This window comes from Eikenella sp. HMSC071B05 (assembly GCF_001811325.1).
Lineage (GTDB): Bacteria > Pseudomonadota > Gammaproteobacteria > Burkholderiales > Neisseriaceae > Eikenella > Eikenella corrodens.
This window is the reverse complement of sequence record NZ_KV804551.1, coordinates 523,623-540,266: the sequence shown is the minus strand read 5'-3', so window position 1 is coordinate 540,266 and position 16,644 is coordinate 523,623. Positions and strand designations below refer to the sequence as shown.

The 16,644-nt window shown below is 58.2% G+C and carries 13 protein-coding genes and 1 tRNA gene; 8 read left to right on the top strand and 6 right to left on the bottom strand.

Annotation, left to right across the window (positions count from 1 at the left end; genetic code table 11):
* Positions 1–58: 58 nt before the first annotated feature.
* From HMPREF2796_RS08680 to tal, 5 genes are all read right to left on the bottom strand, one after another.
* Entirely contained in the window at positions 59–769 is a 711-nt protein-coding gene (locus HMPREF2796_RS08680; RefSeq protein WP_070632922.1) for a DKNYY domain-containing protein, read from the bottom strand.
* A gap of 218 nt (positions 770–987) precedes the next feature.
* Positions 988–1,716, bottom strand: coding sequence for a YebC/PmpR family DNA-binding transcriptional regulator (locus HMPREF2796_RS08675; RefSeq protein WP_070632919.1), 729 nt, complete (start codon positions 1,714–1,716; stop codon positions 988–990).
* A 218-nt stretch (positions 1,717–1,934) separates the two neighbouring features.
* Complete coding sequence (locus HMPREF2796_RS08670) at positions 1,935–3,026, bottom strand: conjugal transfer protein (RefSeq protein WP_070632917.1); 1,092 nt, start codon at positions 3,024–3,026, stop codon at positions 1,935–1,937.
* Between the two features lie 16 nt (positions 3,027–3,042).
* Positions 3,043–4,020, bottom strand: a complete 978-nt coding sequence (gene rhuM / locus HMPREF2796_RS08665; protein ID WP_070632915.1) for a virulence RhuM family protein/type II toxin-antitoxin system death-on-curing family toxin — start codon at positions 4,018–4,020, stop codon at positions 3,043–3,045.
* Between the two features lie 71 nt (positions 4,021–4,091).
* A complete protein-coding gene (gene tal, locus HMPREF2796_RS08660; protein ID WP_070632913.1) occupies positions 4,092–5,117 on the bottom strand; it encodes a transaldolase in 1,026 nt (341 codons plus the stop codon).
* An 82-nt stretch (positions 5,118–5,199) separates the two neighbouring features.
* Here tal and HMPREF2796_RS08655 point away from each other — a divergent pair, with 82 nt between their 5' ends.
* From HMPREF2796_RS08655 to HMPREF2796_RS08630, 7 genes are all read left to right on the top strand, one after another.
* Positions 5,200–6,174, top strand: coding sequence for a KpsF/GutQ family sugar-phosphate isomerase (locus tag HMPREF2796_RS08655; RefSeq protein ID WP_070632911.1), 975 nt, complete (start codon positions 5,200–5,202; stop codon positions 6,172–6,174).
* An 80-nt stretch (positions 6,175–6,254) separates the two neighbouring features.
* The gene (locus HMPREF2796_RS08650; protein WP_070632909.1) at positions 6,255–7,136 is read left to right on the top strand and encodes a DMT family transporter; all 882 of its coding nucleotides are present in this window, start codon (positions 6,255–6,257) and stop codon (positions 7,134–7,136) included.
* A gap of 306 nt (positions 7,137–7,442) precedes the next feature.
* Positions 7,443–8,975, top strand: a complete 1,533-nt coding sequence (locus HMPREF2796_RS08645) for a sodium-dependent transporter (protein ID WP_070632907.1) — start codon at positions 7,443–7,445, stop codon at positions 8,973–8,975.
* Positions 8,972–9,082: a methionine/alanine import family NSS transporter small subunit gene (locus HMPREF2796_RS10865; RefSeq protein ID WP_035580098.1), complete on the top strand. Its 111-nt coding sequence runs from the start codon at positions 8,972–8,974 to the stop codon at positions 9,080–9,082. Before HMPREF2796_RS08645 ends, HMPREF2796_RS10865 begins: the two co-directional genes overlap by 4 nt.
* A 234-nt stretch (positions 9,083–9,316) precedes the next feature.
* On the top strand, positions 9,317–10,966 hold the full coding sequence (locus HMPREF2796_RS08640) for an electron transfer flavoprotein-ubiquinone oxidoreductase (RefSeq protein WP_070632905.1): 1,650 nt from the start codon (positions 9,317–9,319) through the stop codon (positions 10,964–10,966).
* A gap of 173 nt (positions 10,967–11,139) precedes the next feature.
* Positions 11,140–11,748 (top strand): SMI1/KNR4 family protein, encoded by a 609-nt coding sequence (locus HMPREF2796_RS08635; RefSeq protein ID WP_070632903.1) that lies wholly within the window; start codon positions 11,140–11,142, stop codon positions 11,746–11,748.
* Positions 11,749–11,981: 233 nt separating this feature from the next.
* Positions 11,982–14,237, top strand: a complete 2,256-nt coding sequence (locus HMPREF2796_RS08630; RefSeq protein ID WP_070632901.1) for a nitric-oxide reductase large subunit — start codon at positions 11,982–11,984, stop codon at positions 14,235–14,237.
* Between the two features lie 361 nt (positions 14,238–14,598).
* Here the strand turns inward: HMPREF2796_RS08630 and HMPREF2796_RS08625 are convergent.
* A tRNA-Ser gene (locus HMPREF2796_RS08625) sits at positions 14,599–14,692 on the bottom strand.
* A 283-nt stretch (positions 14,693–14,975) separates the two neighbouring features.
* Here HMPREF2796_RS08625 and HMPREF2796_RS08620 point away from each other — a divergent pair.
* Positions 14,976–16,379, top strand: a complete 1,404-nt coding sequence (locus tag HMPREF2796_RS08620) for a chloride channel protein (protein WP_070632899.1) — start codon at positions 14,976–14,978, stop codon at positions 16,377–16,379.
* Positions 16,380–16,644: the final 265 nt, after the last annotated feature.

The window sequence follows — 16,644 nt, the reverse complement described above, 5'->3', positions numbered from 1 at the left end:
TTTAATCCACTATAGCTTGGTGAGAAAGTGCTTTGTTTGTTTTCAGGTAGCCTTTGGCTTAGTCGGTTTGCCCGTTTTGCCAAAGGGTTTTCAGCAGTTCGCTTATTTTGGCGGAATTTTCGGCATGGCGGGCTGCTTCTTCGGCGGCGTGGGCGGCGGCTTTGGCGGTATCCCATTCGGCGGGGTCTGCATCGGGTAGGATGCGGTTGGTTTTGTAGACGTGTTTGGCGTCGTGAGAAAAGCTGTGTTTGCCAGCCTCGCCCGCTGCTTCGCGCCAGGTTTGCGGGTCGCTGCCTTTCAGGGGTTTGCCGTCAAAGAAGACGGTGTTGCCGTCGGTGGCGTAGAGGCCGTGAAGCAGGCGGAGTGCCAGGGGATTGGCGGACTGGATTTTGCTGCCGCCGTAGTAGGCTTGTGCGCGATCGGCGGCGTAGCCTTCGCCGAGATGGCGGAAAGTGGCGGCATCGCTGCCTTTGAGCGGGCGAAGGGCGGTTTCGTATTCGCAATATATGGCATTGGCGTCGCGCCAATAGCCCTCGCCGAGATGGGCGAAGCTGTCGCGCTGCACGGCGGAAAGCAGTTCGGCGCCATGGTAGACGTGGTTGCGGTCGCGGGCAATCAGGCTGCCCGGTTCGGCGAATACTTCGAAGGTGGCGGGGTCGCAGCCGCGCAGTTTGCGGTAGGTGCCGGTGCCGCCGAATTGGACGGTGTTGCCTTGGATGCGCCAGCTGTGTTCGGTTTCGTTGAGCTGGGAGAGGGGAAGCCAGGTCATGGGTGTTTGCTCGAATCGGTGTGTGGGAACATTGGTTCGTTCTGTAGAAACTCTGCTTCGAATGCGCCGAAACATCATTTTGGGCAGCGGTTTGGTGCGGCAGTGTCGGGCATTCATGCCCAAACTATGTGCTTGAGAGGCTATCTGAAAACCGATAAGGCATGGGATGAGGCTACCTGAAAGCAATGATTGCTCGCTTTCAGGCAGCCTTTGCTTGTTTACTCGAGCTCGAGCACGGCGGAGGTGTACACGTCCTGCACGTCGTCCAGCGCTTCCAGGGCGTCGATCAGGCGCTGCATTTTGGCGGCGTCTTCGCCGGTGAGCACGGTTTCGTTTTGGGCACGCATGGTGACGTCGCCGTCTTCGGCTTTGAAGCCGGCGTTTTCGAGGGCGGCTTTGATGCCTGCCCAGTCGTTGGGGGCGGTGATGACTTCGAACGAGCCGTCGTCGTGGGCAACGACGTCTTCGGCGCCGGCTTCGAGGGCGGCTTCCATCAGGGCGTCTTCTTCGGTGTCTGGGCCGAACAGGAGGTAGCCTTGGTGTTTGAAGTTGAAGGCAACGCAGCCGTCGGTGCCGAGGTTGCCGCCGTGTTTGCTGAAGGCGTGGCGCACGTCGGCCACGGTGCGGGTTTTGTTGTCGGTGAGGCAGTCCACCATCAGGGCGGCGCCGCCGATGCCGTAACCTTCGTAGCGCAGTTCGATGTATTCCACGCCTTCGAGGTTGCCGGTGCCTTTGTCGATGGCGCGCTGGACGTTGTCTTTGGGCATGTTGGCATCCCAGGCTTTGTCCATGGCCAGGCGCAGGCGGGGATTGGAGGCAGGGTCGCCGCCGCCGAGGCGGGCGGCTACGGTGATTTCTTTGATCAGTTTGGTGAAGATTTTGCCGCGTTGGGCATCAACGCGGGCTTTTTTGTGTTGGATATTCGCCCATTTGCTGTGGCCGGCCATATTACTTCCTTATTTATCTGGTTGGGATGACGAAGCGCGATTTTAGCATTTTCAGGTAGCCTGTTGAACAGCGGGGTGGGCAGATAGCGCGGATGGCGGATGAACTCGCTTTTGCTGCAAGGTGGCAGGCCAAGGCCGCTGTGGGAGTTCGGCTCATTCGCTATAGTTTTTCAGGTAGCCTTTATTGGGAATAGAGGCTACCTGAAAAATGGAAGGGCTTATTGCGGCGCTTCGCTAAACAGCGGGTTGAAGCCGTTTAACTCCAGCGCTTGGGGATAATCAGGCATGGCGGCGTTTTCAGGCAGGATGTCGCGCAGCAGGCGGATGTGTTCCACTTGGCATTCGGCCATCAGATCGAGGAAGTTTTGCACTACGGTATCTATGGAGTCTGTAGGCGCGAGCTGCCAGCGGAAGGTTTGCGGCACCAAGCCGTAGCTGTGGTCGGTGGCGCTGAAGCTGAACACGATCTGCCCGCCTTCTTGGGCGGCCATGGCCACGCCGACGCGCGGGCTTTGCAGGCGCACGGCGCGGATGGCGTTGGCGGCGAATACATCCAGCGCCATGCGCTGGCGGGTATGGCTGCCGTTGCGGATGGCCTCGAGCGGGGCGGTCGGGTCGAGCGGGTTGGCAAACAGGGTGAGGCCGGGCATGGCGAAACGTTCCTGCCAATACTGCATCAGGGGCAGGGCGGCCTGGCCGAGTTTGCCGGGGGCTTCGGGCGCGTTGTAGCCCAAGGCGTACACCACGTGCACGCTCTGCCCGGCGGGGATCGCGATTTCTGCCGAGCCGGTTTGCGCGGCGGCAAACTGTTCGGCAGCAGCACGGCTTTGTTTGGCGGCAAACCATTGTTCCAACTTGATGCGGCTGATTTGTTCGGCAGTGAGCAGCATGGGCAGCCACATGGTTTGCGCCAGATGTCGGGTGGGCTCGAATTCAGCCAGTTTGGCATTAAGTGCGGCAGCATCGAGAGCGGTTGGCAGGGATGCGGCCTGGTTGCAACCGGCCACGAGTACCACGGGCAGGGCGAGCCAGCCGGTTTCTTCGGCAGCGGCAGGGCGCAGGGTTTGCTCCATGGCCTGCCACAGGACGCGGTAAACGGCATCGCTCGGCGCCATGCTCAGCGCCACGGAAAGGGAAGTGAGGTGGCGCGATTGCAGCATTTGGAAAATCAGGCTGTGCAAGGTGTCGCCGGAAAGTTTGCTTTGGGCGCGGGAGCGGTTGGCGGCCACGGCGGCAGCGTGCAGCAGCAGTTCGTTTTTTACCGGATCGGCGGGATAGGGGCGGGGGTCGGGGAGGAGATGGTTATTCATAATGATGATGGTAAGGTTACGGGTTGGGGTAGTGTTGCAACATGTGCATGATAAGTCGAATAAGGGTGTCTTTTTGTGCGGGCGCGGATTCGGCCACCAATAGGGTGAGCGCGGCCAGGCCGGTGTCGTTGATAATAGCGCGGCCGTCTGCTCGGAACAGGCGGCGGTTTTGGTGCAGGAAATCAACAAACAGAAAGGCACCGCTGCGCTTATTGCCGTCGGCAAAGGGATGGTTTTTCACGATAAAGTAGAGCAGATGGGCGGCTTTGCTTTCGATGCTGGGGTAGGCGGGCGCGCCGAATACGCTTTGCGCGAGGTTGCCGAGAATGGCGGCTAAGCCGTCTTCGCGTTCGCGGGCAAACAGGTCGCTGGCTTCGCCGCGGGCAATGAGTTCGGCTTTGAGTTGGCTTAGGGCGCGGCGTGCAGCTTCGGGCGTGGGCAGGCTGCCGCCGTTTTCGCCCGCCGGCTCTTGCAGCAGGCCTTCATCGTATTGTTGCAGCCAGAGGAAGGTGTGGGTGTAGCGGCTGACGATATCAACCAAGCCGCGGCCGGCTTCCAGTGTGAGGGCGGGTGAGGCGGCGGTGGTTTGAATCAGCTGCAAGGCATGTGTGAGCTCGTCGGCGTTTTGTTGCAGGCGTTGTTGGTTGAGCGCGTAGCCTTTGAGCAGGTAGTCTTTCAGGCGGGCGGTGGCCCAGCGGCGGAAGGCGATACCTTGTGCTGATTTGATGCGATAGCCTACGGAAATAATGGTTTCCAGGTCGTAGAAGGTAACGGGACGGTCGGCGGAAGCAATATGCATTTTTTGCATATTGCTTTTTTCGTTGATTTCCCCTTCGGCTATTGCGTTGTTTATGTGGCGGGAAATGACGGATTGGTTACGCCCGAACAGGGTAACCATCTGCGCTTGCGACAGCCATACGGTGTCGGTGTCGAAGCGGACTTCCACTTGGGTTTGCCCGTCTGCGCTTTGGTAGATTTCGATCGGGTTATTCATGCGTGTGATGTATTTATGATTGGAGGAAGGCTACCTGAAAAACGGAGTGGCGGTTTCAGGTAGCCTTTCGCCTAATCGGCCAGCGGGGCGAGCATTTGGGCGAAAGCTTGCTCAAACTGGGCGAGACCGTCTTGCTGGAGCTTGGCGGCCAAGGCTTCGAGGTCGATGCCGAGGGCGGTAACTTCGTCCAGAATCGGCTGCGCGGGCACGGCGGGGTGGGAAAGAGCATCGGCAGCACGGCCGTGGTCGGTAAAGGCTTGCAGCACGGCATCGGGCAGGGTGTTGACGGTGTGCGGGGCAATGAGATTATCCACATACAGGGTGTCGGGGTAGGCAGGGTTTTTCACACCGGTGCTGGCCCAGAGCAGGCGGGCGGTGGGTACGGCACTGCTTGGTTGGCTGAAGAATTGCTGCCAATCCTGATAAGCGGCCTGAGCCAGAGCCAGCGCGGTTTTGCCTTGCAGCTGCGGCGGCAGCTGGGGATCGAGCGCGGTGTCGATACGGGAGATGAAAAAGCTGGCCACCAGCTGCGGCGCGGCCTGGCCGGCGCGTTGCGCCAAGCCTTGTTGATAGGCTTGGTAGGCACGCACGGTTTGGGCGCGGGAAAACAGCAGGGTGAGGTTGATGTTGATGCCGTCGGCCACTAAGGCGGGCAGGGCGGCGAGGCCGGCATCGGTGGCGGGGATTTTAATCATGGCGTTGGGGCGGCCGATCAAACGCCACAGGCGGCGCGCTTCGGCGATGGTGCCATCGGTGTCGTGCGAAAGCGCAGGGTCGCACTCCAGGCTCACCAAGCCGCTGTTGCCTTCTGCGGCAAACTGCGCGGCAAATACATCGCAGGCGGCTTGCACGTCGGCCACGGCCAAGGTTTCGTAGCGCGCCTTGGCAGAAAGCGGCTGCTGCTTTAATTGGGCGATTTCGGCTGTGTATAATGCGTCGCCGGCCAGCGCTTGGCGGAAGATGGCCGGATTGGAGGTAACCCCGCTCACGCCGCTTTGCTGCCATTTGGCCAGTGTGCCGGATCGCACGAGCGAACGGGAAAGGTTGTCGAGCCAAATTTGCTGGCCGAGCTGTTTGACTTCCTGCAAAATAGCCATATTTTGAGCCTCTGCTGAATGTGTAAATTTTGGAAATTACCCGATTCCGGCGGCCGCTGCAAGCCGGAATGAAGAAAGAAGAATGATGAGTGAACAACAATATCTCGCCCACGCCCGCGAAGTGCTGGCGATAGAAGCCGATGCATTGCGTGCCCTGTCCGACTCGTTGGACAGCAGTTTTTCCCGCGCCTGCGAAGCCGTGCTGGCCTGCGAAGGCCGCGTGGTGGTGAGCGGCATCGGCAAGAGCGGACATATCGGGCGCAAAATCGCTGCCACACTGGCCTCTACCGGCACGCCCGCCTTTTTCGTGCACCCGGCCGAAGCCGCGCACGGCGATTTGGGCATGATTGTGGATGGCGACGTGGTGCTGGCCATTTCCAACTCCGGCGAGAGCGACGAAATTGCCGTGATCCTGCCCGCGCTCAAGCGCAAGAACATCACGCTGATCGGTATGACCGGCCGCCCCGAATCCACGCTGGCGCGCCATGCCGACATCCACCTCACCGTGGCTGTGCCGCAGGAAGCCTGCCCGCTCGGCCTCGCACCCACCAGCAGCACTACCGCCGCATTGGCTTTGGGCGACGCGCTGGCTGTGGCGCTGCTGCGTGCCCGCTCCTTTACGCCCGATGATTTTGCGCTGAGCCACCCTGCCGGCAGCCTGGGCAAACGCCTGCTGCTGCAAGTGGCCGACGTGATGCACACGGGTGACGAATTGCCCGTGGTGCGCCTGGATACGCCTTTTGCCGACCTGATTGTATGCATGAGCGAAAAAGGCTTGGGCATGGTGGCCGTGGCCGACGAGGCAGGCTACCTGAAAGGCATTTTTACCGACGGCGATTTGCGCCGCCTGTTCCAGCAGCAGCGTGACCTCTCCGGCCTCACCGCCCAAGCTGTGATGGGGGCGCATCCGAAAACCATCACGCCGAACCGCCTGGCTACCGAGGCGCTGAAAACCATGCAGCAAAACCGCGTAAACGGCTTGCCGGTGTGCGATGAGGCGGGCAGGCTGTTGGGCGCGTTGAATATGCATGATTTGCTCAAAGCGAGGATTGTGTAGGCGCGCCGGGTGGTTGCCATAAAGGCTACCTGAAAACCGAAGCTAAGTTTTCAGGTAGCCTTTGTCTTTGGAAAAATCAGATGAAACAACAAACTATTTCTTATGCCGCGCCGCTGTTGGTGTTGGGCTGCGTGGTGTTCGGGCTGGGCAGCCTGATTGTGAAATTTGTGCAGGTGGGCTCGTATGCGGTGGCGTTTTGGCGGCTGGCTGTGGCGGCGGTGGGGTTTTGGCTGTTGATGCGCCATTTCGGGCAGAAGCTGCCGCACAGCCGGCGGGCGTTGCGCTTTGCTGCGTTGGCGGGGGTGTTCCTGGCTGTCGATTTGGCGTTGTGGCACGAGAGCATCCATGCGGTGGGGCCGGGTATTTCTACGCTGCTCAACAGCTTGCAGATTTTCTTCTTGTCGGCCATCGGCGTGATTTTTTACAGTGAACGCTTGGGCAAATTGCAGCTGGCGAGCCTGCTGTTGGCGGTGGCCGGAGTGGCGCTTATCGGCAGCCCGGAGTTCGGGCACAACGGCCGGGCGGTGTGGGGTTTTGTGAGCGGTACGGCTTCGGGGGCGATGTTGGCGCTGTCGATGGTGTTTGTGCGCAAAATGCATGAGGTAGAGCGGGTGGCGCTGTTTCCGATGATGATGGTGCTCAGCGCGGGCGGGGCGCTGGCATTGGTGGTGCCGGCGCTATTGTTCGACAGCGGGACGCTGTATCCGGCAAACTGGCGCGATGTGGGGCTGGTGCTGGTGTATGGAGTGGTGATGCAGTGTTTTGCTTGGGGTTTGATTGCTTATGCGATTCCGCTGCTGTCGCTCTCGCTCACCGGGCTGCTGCTGCTTTCCGAGCCGGTAGCGGCGCTGCTGATTGATTATTTTCTGCTGAGCAAGCCGATTAACGGCTGGCAGTGGGTTGGAGCGGCGCTGACTTTGGCGGCGATTTATTTGGGTTCGCTGAAGAAAAACACGGCTTGAGGCTACCTGAAAATGCATGTGGCGGGTTTCTGCGAAGTAAAAACCTGCTTGGTCGATTAAAGCCATATTCCTGCCGATGCATGGCATTTGGTTTTCAGGTAGCCTTGTTTTATGGCGTATGTGTGGTGTTTTATTGCTTTAAATTTTGGTTTAAATAAATAAAATTGCCGATATTTGGCGATATGGTGCTTGACCGGATGGAGGCGATTCTTTACGATTGCTTGCAAAATCGTTATTGATGTAAGTTGCGGCGGCCGCTGAGCTTTGGCAAATGGCCGCCATTCACATTTTAAGAGGTATTCAAACGTGTCTAATCCGCAAAATCCCAAGCGCGAAACCTTCTCCAGCCGGCGGGCGTTTATGTTTGCCGCCATCGGCTCGGCGGTGGGGTTGGGCAATATTTGGCGCTTTCCCTATGTGGCGTATAAAAATGGCGGCGGGGCGTTTATCCTGCCGTATTTGGTGGCGCTACTCACAGCGGGCATTCCGCTTTTGTTTCTCGATTATGCGGTGGGCCACCGCTACCGCGGCTCGCCGCCTTTGGCGTTCCGCCGCCTTGACCGCCGGTTTGAAACCATCGGCTGGTGGAATGTGTTGGTAAACGTGCTCATCGGGCTTTACTACGCGGTGATTTTGGGTTGGGCGGCCAGCTACACCTATTATTCGCTCAATGCAGCCTGGGGCGCAAATCCTGCCGATTTCTTCTTTAAAGACTATTTGCAGGTGGCTTCGGATGTGTCGGCGCAGATGCAGTTTGTGGCGCAGGTAGCCGTGCCGCTGGTGCTGGTGTGGCTGGCTACGCTGCTGATTTTGGCCTTCGGCGTGCAAAAAGGCGTGGCGCGCGCGTCCACTTTCTTTATGCCGCTGTTGGTGGTGATGTTTGTGCTCTTGGTGGGGATTGCGCTGTTTTTGCCGGGCGCGGCCAAGGGTTTGGACGTGTTGTTTACCCCGGATTGGAGCAAGCTGGCCAGCTCGGAAGTATGGGTGGCGGCTTATGGGCAGATTTTCTTCTCGCTCTCGGTGTGCTTCGGCATCATGATCACTTATTCTTCCTACATGAAGCGTGATTCAGACTTAACCGGCACGGGCATGGTGGTGGCGTTTGCCAACAGCAGCTTCGAATTGCTGGCCGGTATCGGCGTGTTTGCCGCGCTGGGCTTTATTGCTACGGCCAACGGGCAGCAGGTGGGCGATGTGGCCGCCGGCGGCATCGGCCTGGCCTTTATCGCGTTTCCCACCATCATCAACCAGGCGCCGGCCGGCGCGCTGATCGGCCTGCTGTTTTTCGGCTCGCTGGTGTTTGCCGGTCTCACTTCGCTGATTTCCGTGCTGGAAGTGGTGATTGCAGCGGTACAGGACAAACTGAAAATCGGCCGCGTGGCCGCCACTTTGACGGTGGGCGTGCCGATGATGACGGCTTCCGTGCTGCTGTTCGGCACCACTACCGGCCTGCCGGTGTTGGATGTGCTGGATAAATTCGTGAACACCTACGGCATTGTGGCTGCCGGCTTCCTGTATGTGTTGTGCGTGGTGCTGAGCCGCCATCTGGGCGTGCTCTCCCGCCACATCAACAAGACTTCTTCGCTGAAAGTGGGCAAAACCTGGCTGCTGTTTGTGGGCGCGGTAACGCCCTTGGTGCTGGGCACCATGCTCTTCACCGACACGCGCTCGCTGCTCACCGAAGGCTACGGCGGCTACCCGGCTTGGTTTGTGAACATCTACGGCTGGGGCACGGCCATCGGGGTGGTGGTGTTTGCCTTCCTGCTCTCCGGCCTGCCGTGGAAACACGAAGACAAGCTGCAAGAAACCCCTGTTGAAACCGAAGGAGACGGACAATGAGCACGATTGCGATTGTGATGATGGTGGTGGCGCTGGTGGTGATTTGGGGCGGCTTGATCGTGTCGATCATGCGGTTGCCGGAAGACCACGGCAGCGGACAGGAGTAAGCAGCCGATTGTGAACAAAGGCTACCTGAAAGTTTCAGGTAGCCTTTTTTAGTTTTCAGGTAGTCTCACTGCAAGTAGACATTAAGTTCGGCCAATCTGCATCAAGGCTACCTGAAACTTTTCAGGTAGCCTGATAAGCGGGGCAGGAATAGCGCCGAAGTGGTAAAATCCAGCCTTCGGTTTTTAGTATGGAAACGGGCAAAAACGGCCCGTAATCAGGAAAGTTTGGCAGATATGACAGAACAAACAACACGCGAGAGTATGCAATATGACGTGGTGATTGTGGGTGCAGGCGTGGCCGGGCTGTCGGCGGCGATACGACTCAAGCAGCTCTCGGTCGAGGCGGGCAATGACATCAGCGTGTGCGTGGTGGAAAAAGGCTCGGAAGTGGGCGCGCATATTTTGTCCGGCGCGGTGTTTAACCCCAAGGCGCTGAGCGAGCTGCTGCCCGATTGGCGCGAGCGCGGTGCGCCGCTCAAGCAGCCGGTGAGAGGCGAGCGGCTGATGTATCTCACGAGCCAATCCGCGCTGCCGCTGCCCTTGCCGCCCAGCTTCCACAATCAGGGCAACTACATCATCAGCTTGGGTGTGCTCTGCCGCTGGCTGGCCGGGCAGGCCGAAGGCTTGGGCGTGGAGATTTATCCTGGCTTTGCTGCCGCCGAAGTGCTGTATCGGGCAGACGGCAGCGTGAAAGGCATTGCCACCGGCGATATGGGCATCGGCAAAGACGGCCAGCCCACCGACAGCTACCAGCCCGGCATGGAGCTGTGGGGGCGGCAGACGGTGTTTGCCGAAGGCTGCCGCGGTTCGCTCTCCGAACAGCTGATTGCCAAATTCCAATTAGACCGCCACAGCCAGCCGCAAACCTACGGCCTGGGTGTGAAGGAAATTTGGGAAGTGCGGCCCGAACAGTCGCAGCCCGGCAACGTGATGCACACCGTGGGCTGGCCGCTGGATACCCGCACCTACGGCGGCTCTTTCCTCTACCATTTGGCCGACAACAAGGTGGCAGTCGGCTTCGTGGTGGGACTGGACTATCAAAATCCCTATCTCTCGCCGTTTGAAGAGTTTCAACGGTTTAAAACCCATCCCGCCATCCGCCCCGTGTTTGAAGGCGGGCGGCGCATTGCCTATGGCGCACGCGCACTCACCGAGGGCGGCTTGCAGAGCCTGCCCAAGCTCACTTTCCCCGGCGGCGTGCTGGTGGGCGATGCGGCGGGTTTCCTTAATGTGTCCAGCATCAAAGGCGCGCATACCGCCATGAAATCGGCCATGCTGGCCGCCGAAGCCGTGTTTGGCGTGCTGCAAAACAGTGCGGCGGAAGAGGGCGCCGAAGCCGCGGCCTATGCCGAAGCCTTCCGCCAATCTTGGTTGCACGACGAGCTCTACCGTGCCCGCAATATCCGCCCCGCCTTCAAATGGGGCTTTTGGCCGGCCATGGGGCTCAACGCGCTGGATGCGTATTTGTTCCGCGGCCGCGCCCCGTGGACCATCGGCCATCACGGCAGCGACCGCGAGAGCTTGAAGCCTGCCGACGCGTGCCGCCCCATCGAATACCCCAAACCGGACGGCCAAGTGTCATTCGACCGTGCCAGCAGCGTGTATCTGGCCAACACCCACCACGAAGAAAACCAGCCGGCGCATTTGAAGCTTGCTAGCGAACAGGTTGCCATCGAGGTGGGCTATGGCCGCTTTGCCGCGCCCGAAACGCGCTACTGCCCCGCCGGCGTGTATGAAATCGTGCAGGAAAACGGCCGGCCGCACCTGCAAATTCACGCCGCCGACTGCATCCACTGCAAAACCTGCGACATCAAAGACCCCGCCGCCAACATCACCTGGACCTGCCCAGAAGGCGGCGGCGGGCCGAACTACGGCGAGATGTAGCGGCGGCAAATTTCAGGTGGCCCGGGTGCAAATGAGGCTACCTGAAAACGGTTTATCCACTTTTCAGGTAGCCTATTTTCAGGTAGCCTATCGGCATACGAAATGCTGGAAAGGCTGCCCGAAGCAGCAAACGGCAACACATTTTAACCCGCATCCATTTTTCAGGTAGCCCCATGCAGCTTCACCATACCCTCACCGAACTTACCGCCATTGTCGCCCAACACGACCCGCACTTTCCGGCCAGCCTGCAGGCCGGTTTGAGCCGTGCGGATTTGCAGGCTAAACTCGATACCGCCGGTTTCGCCCACCGCCCGCCGCAGGAATGGTTTGCGCTCTACGGCTGGCACAACGGCAGCGTGCAGCTGGACAAACAGCCTTTGGACACACCGCTGTTCCATTACCATTGCTTCCTTCCTGTGGAAGCGGCGCTGGCCGAGTGGGCATGGCGCATGGAAACCAACCGCCACGAGCCGGATTTCCCTGTGTTCGAGCCGCGGTTGCTGCCGGTGTTCGAGTTTGAGGGCGAGTTTTACTGCGTCGAATGCGGCGATACGGAGCAGCCCCGCGCCCCGGTGTGGTTCGACTTCCACGGCGCCATCCTGTGCTACGACAGCCTGCACGCCATGCTTGAAGCCAAGCTGGAATGCCATCGGACGGCAGGTATCTATGTGCGGGATGCCGAAGGCTGGGAAGACTGTGCCGACGAGGCCGCCTGCGCGGCGGTATTGCTGAAACACAATCCCTGCCGCGCGAAGGAATTGCGGGATTGCGCACACCCGTGAGCGGGTTGTTTGAAAAACGAAGGCTACCTGAAAAACCGTATTCCCAAGAATACGGTTTTTTGTTTTGCCGCCAGCCCTGTTGACGCAAATTAATACTTTTTAGCTAGATATTTCATGACAAGAAATGGCTATAGTGAGCATGGGAACCGGTGTCTCTGCATTGGGGGGCGGCAACGCTTTGCAGGCGGCGGCATCGGTTTGAAATCACCACAATAATTTTAGAGGAATTAATAATGGGACAATATAAGAAATTATGGTTGTCGCTAATTGTAGTTTTAACGATAACCTTTTCAATATTGGGCTATTTGGGCGTGGAGGTATACCGTCAGGCGCCTCCGTTCCCGGAAGCCTATGTATCGGCCGACGGCAAAACCGTAATCAGCAAAGACGACGTGCTGGCCGGCCAGTCTGCCTGGCAGAGTACTGGCGGTATGGAGCTGGGCTCGATTCTCGGCCACGGCGCTTACCAAGCTCCCGACTGGACGGCCGACTGGCTGCACCGCGAATTGGTGGCTTGGTTGAACATCAGTGCGCAAGAGCAGCACGGCAAGATGTTCGACGAGCTCAATGCCGACCAACAGGCTGCGCTGAAAGCCGCGCTCACGGAAGAATACCGGAACGGCAGCCGCGTGGGCGCCGACGGCAAAGTGGTGTTGAGCGACACCCGCATCAAAGCCATTGAAGCGGTTGCCCCGTACTACATCACGCTGTACGGCAATGATCCGTCTATGGAGAAAATCCGCGAGCACTTCGCGATGAAAAACAACACGCTGCCGGATGAAACCCGCCGCCAGCGCCTGACCAATTTCTTCTTCTGGACGTCTTGGGCCGCCGCCACCAACCGCCCGAACCACGACGCCACCTACACCAACAACTGGCCGCACGAACCTTTGATCAACAACGTGCCGACTACGGAAAACGTGATGTGGTCTGTGGCCAGTATCGTGTTCCTGCTGGCCGGTATCGGCCTCTTGGTGTGGGGCTGGTCTTTCCTGCACAAACACGAAATCGAGCCGCAGCTGCCGGATACCGATCCGATCAGCAAAGTGCAGCTCACGCCTTCGCAACGAGCGCTGGGCAAATATGTGTTCCTCACCGTGGCGCTGTTTATTGTGCAGATTCTGCTCGGCGGCCTCACCGCGCACTACACCGTGGAAGGCCAGCGTTTCTTCGGCATTCCGCTGTCTGACTGGTTCCCCTATGCGCTGGTGCGCACTTGGCACTTGCAATCTGCCATCTTCTGGATTGCCACCGGCTTCCTCACTGCCGGCCTGTTCTTGGCTCCGGTGGTAAACGGCGGCAAAGACCCGAAATTCCAGGCGCTCGGCGTGAACGCGCTGTTCGTGGCGCTGTTTATTGTGGTGGGCGGCTCTTACGGCGGCAACTTCCTGGCCTTGAGCCACGCCATGCCTGCGCATCTGAATTTCTGGTTCGGCCACCAAGGCTACGAATACTTGGATTTGGGCCGCTTCTGGCAGATTCTGCTGATGGTCGGCCTCTTGCTGTGGCTGTTCCTGATGTTGCGCTGCACCGTGTCTGCGTTTAAAGACAAAAATGCCGATAAAAACCTGCTGGCCATTTTTGTGGCCTCCATGGTGGGCGTGGGCGTGTTCTACGCACCCGGCTTGCTCTACGGCGAGCACGACAGCCTCACCGTGATGGACTACTGGCGCTGGTGGGTGGTGCATCTGTGGGTGGAAGGCTTCTTTGAAGTGTTCGCCACCGTGGCACTGGCCTTTATTTTCTACAACTTGGGTTTGGTAAGCCGCAAATCGGCCACTGTGGCCTCATTGGTTGCTGCTTCGCTGTTTATGGTCGGCGGTGTGCCCGGCACGTTCCACCACCTGTATTTTGCTGGTACCACCACGCCGATTATGGCCGTGGGCGCTTCCTTCTCCGCTTTGGAAGTGGTGCCGCTGATTCTGCTGGGCAAGGAAGCGCATGAGCATTGGGCCTACCAGCACGCCACTCCGTGGATGAAGCGCCTGCGCTGGCCGCTGATGTGCTTCGTGGCCGTGGCTTTCTGGAATATGATCGGTGCCGGTGTGTTCGGCTTCCTGATCAACCCGCCGATTTCCCTGTTCTACCTGCAAGGCCTGAATACCACCGCCGTGCACGCCCATGCCGCTTTGTTCGGTGTATACGGCTTCCTCGCCTTGGGTTTCGTGCTGCTGGTGGCACGCTACCTGAAACCGGATTATGAGTTTGAAGAAAAACTGATGAGCTACGGTTTCTGGATGCTGAACCTCGGCCTGGTGGGCATGATCGCCACCAGCCTGCTGCCTGCCGGTGTGATTCAAATCTATGCCGCTATCCACGACGGCTTGTGGATGGCCCGCAGCGAAGGCTTTATGCAGCAGGATTCGCTGGTGATGCTGCGTTGGATTCGCACCATTTCCGACTTGGTATTTATCGCCGGCGGCTGCTGCGTGGCCTGGCAGGCAACTAAAATCGTGTTCAGCAAAGGCACCGGCAAGAAAACTGCTTAATATGCCGCAGCTTGAACCTTGATTGAATAGAAGGCTACCTGAAGTTTCAGGTAGCCTTTTTGCCGGCTTGGCAGTAAGCAGCGGATGATTGATTTGGTCTTCAGGTAGCCTTTTATAGCTTGGTTCGATGTTGCGGGGCTGATTTTGTTATATGGAGAGGATGGCTGCGTACTGGAGTGAGTGTCTATTTGCTTGGTATGGGATTGTCTGCCAAATGGGCTTTAAGACCGGGCAGCAGGCTACCTGAAAAAGCAGCCTTCGCAGTTTTCAGGTAGCCTGTTGTTTGGAGGCTACCTGAAAGCTTACGCATCAAACAGGCAAAAGCAAACTCCCCAACCTTGCGGATTGGGGAGTTTTAATCTGGCGGAGTAGGAGGGATTTGAACCCTCGATACAGGTTTTAGCCCATATGCACCCTTAGCAGGGGTGTGCCTTCAACCTCTCAGCCACTACTCCGTGTTCAGAACGGCGGATAATATAGGAAGCGTGCCAAAAAGGCAAGATATTTTGTGCTAAAAGCGGGCATTTTGGCTTGATAGGGTTGAAGCGTAAAGATTTTTAGTTGGCAGGGTGGCAGGCAGTTTACAACGGATGAACGGCATAAATGCACACCAGCCTACCGCTTTATTACTATTTGCTATAATATGCAAAGAAATGTTTTGATAATTTAACAAGCTATTGCGCTTGGGAATGGCGTGTGCCAACAGGCAAATTCTCCAGCCGCAACGGATAGATCAATATGAAACGATTGGGTTTGAAGCTCAGCAGCGGTATCGGCAGGGCGCTGTCGCACAAAATCAAGCAAACGCAGCGCCTGTCGCGCAAAACGGCGGCGGTGATTTTGCTGTTGATGGGGGCTGCTTTGGTGTCGTTGGTGTCGCTAGGATTTGCCAAATTGGCGGATTATGCGCTGCATCTGAACGCTAGGTGGTCGCAGCAATATCCGATGGCAGCGTTTGCAGTGTTGCCAATATCGCTGATGCTGATTGTGTGGTTCACGCGCCGGTATGCGCCTTATACGGCGGGCAGCGGGATTCCGCAGGTGTTGGCCACGCTTTCAATGCCGAAAGTGAAGGGCGGCAACCGTTTGGTAGCTTTGTGGCGCACTGCTTTAAAAATTCCGCTCACGTTTTTGGGTATGTTGGCCGGTGCCTCCATTGGGCGTGAAGGGCCTTCGGTGCAGGTGGGCGCGGCAGTGATGCTGGCCTGGGGTTCTTGGTGTAAACGCTACAATTTGGCATTCAAGCGCTTACAAGACAAGGAATTGCTGGCGGCTGGTGCGGCTGGCGGTTTGGCGGCGGCATTCAATGCGCCGCTGGCCGGGGTTATTTTTGCGATTGAGGAGTTGGGGCGTTCGGTGTCGCTGCATTGGGAGCGGCAGATTTTTATCGGCGTGCTGGCTTCCGGTTTCTTTTTGGTAGCGATTGAGGGCAACAGCACTTATTTCCAAGGGTTTAATGCCGGGCAGCCGGCGGAGCATATGTTGCGTTGGGCGTTGCTGTGTGCCGCAGTGTGTGGTGTGGCGGGCGGGCTGTTTGCGCGTTTTTTAAGCAAGGGCGCAACCTGGTTGGCGTTGCCGCAATGGCGCAATTGGATGCGCCGACATCCGATTTGGCTGGCGGGCGTGTTCGGCTTGATGCTGGCTGCCTTGGGCGTGCTGTTTGATGGGCAAACCTATGGCACGGGCTATGATGTGGCAGCCGCTGCGTTGCACGGGCAGACGGATTTGACTTATGGCCTGGCGGGCGCGAAGTGGGCAGCCACGATGCTTTCCTATTGGGCGGGCATTCCGGGCGGGATTTTTACGCCTTCGCTGGCCATCGGTGCGCTCTTGGGCGTACACATCGCCCAAGTTGCCGGCGTGGAAGCTCCGGCAGCGATTTTGGCCTTGCTATGCATGGCTGCGTTTTTAGCGGCAGCCACGCAAGCGCCACTCACGGCCAGTGTGGTGGTGATGGAAATGACAGGCAGCCAGTCGCTGCTGTTTTGGATGTTGGTATCGTCGATTGCCGCTTCAGTGATTGCCCGCCAGTTTTGCCCACAGCCGTTCTACCATTTTGCGGCAGGACGTTTCCGCCAGCGCGTGCGTGAGGAGCTGCTGCGGGAAGGGGAAGCTCGGCAGGCAGAATCGGCGGCAAAGTAAAGTAATGCTAGAGGCTACCTGAAAAATGTTTTGCTCGGTTTTTCAGGTAGCCTTTTATTTGACCGTATCAAATAGATTCGGTAGGAATACCAAGCCATATGGTTAATGCTGTTTGGAGTGCTTTAACGGGCTGCTGGGATATTCAAGCTGATATGCTTTCTGTATGGGCAATGAGCTGCCTACGCTGCTGATATATCTAAAAAGGCTACCTGAAAAATCTGATGCTCTAGATTTTCAGGTAGCCTTTTGCTGAATGTGTGCCACC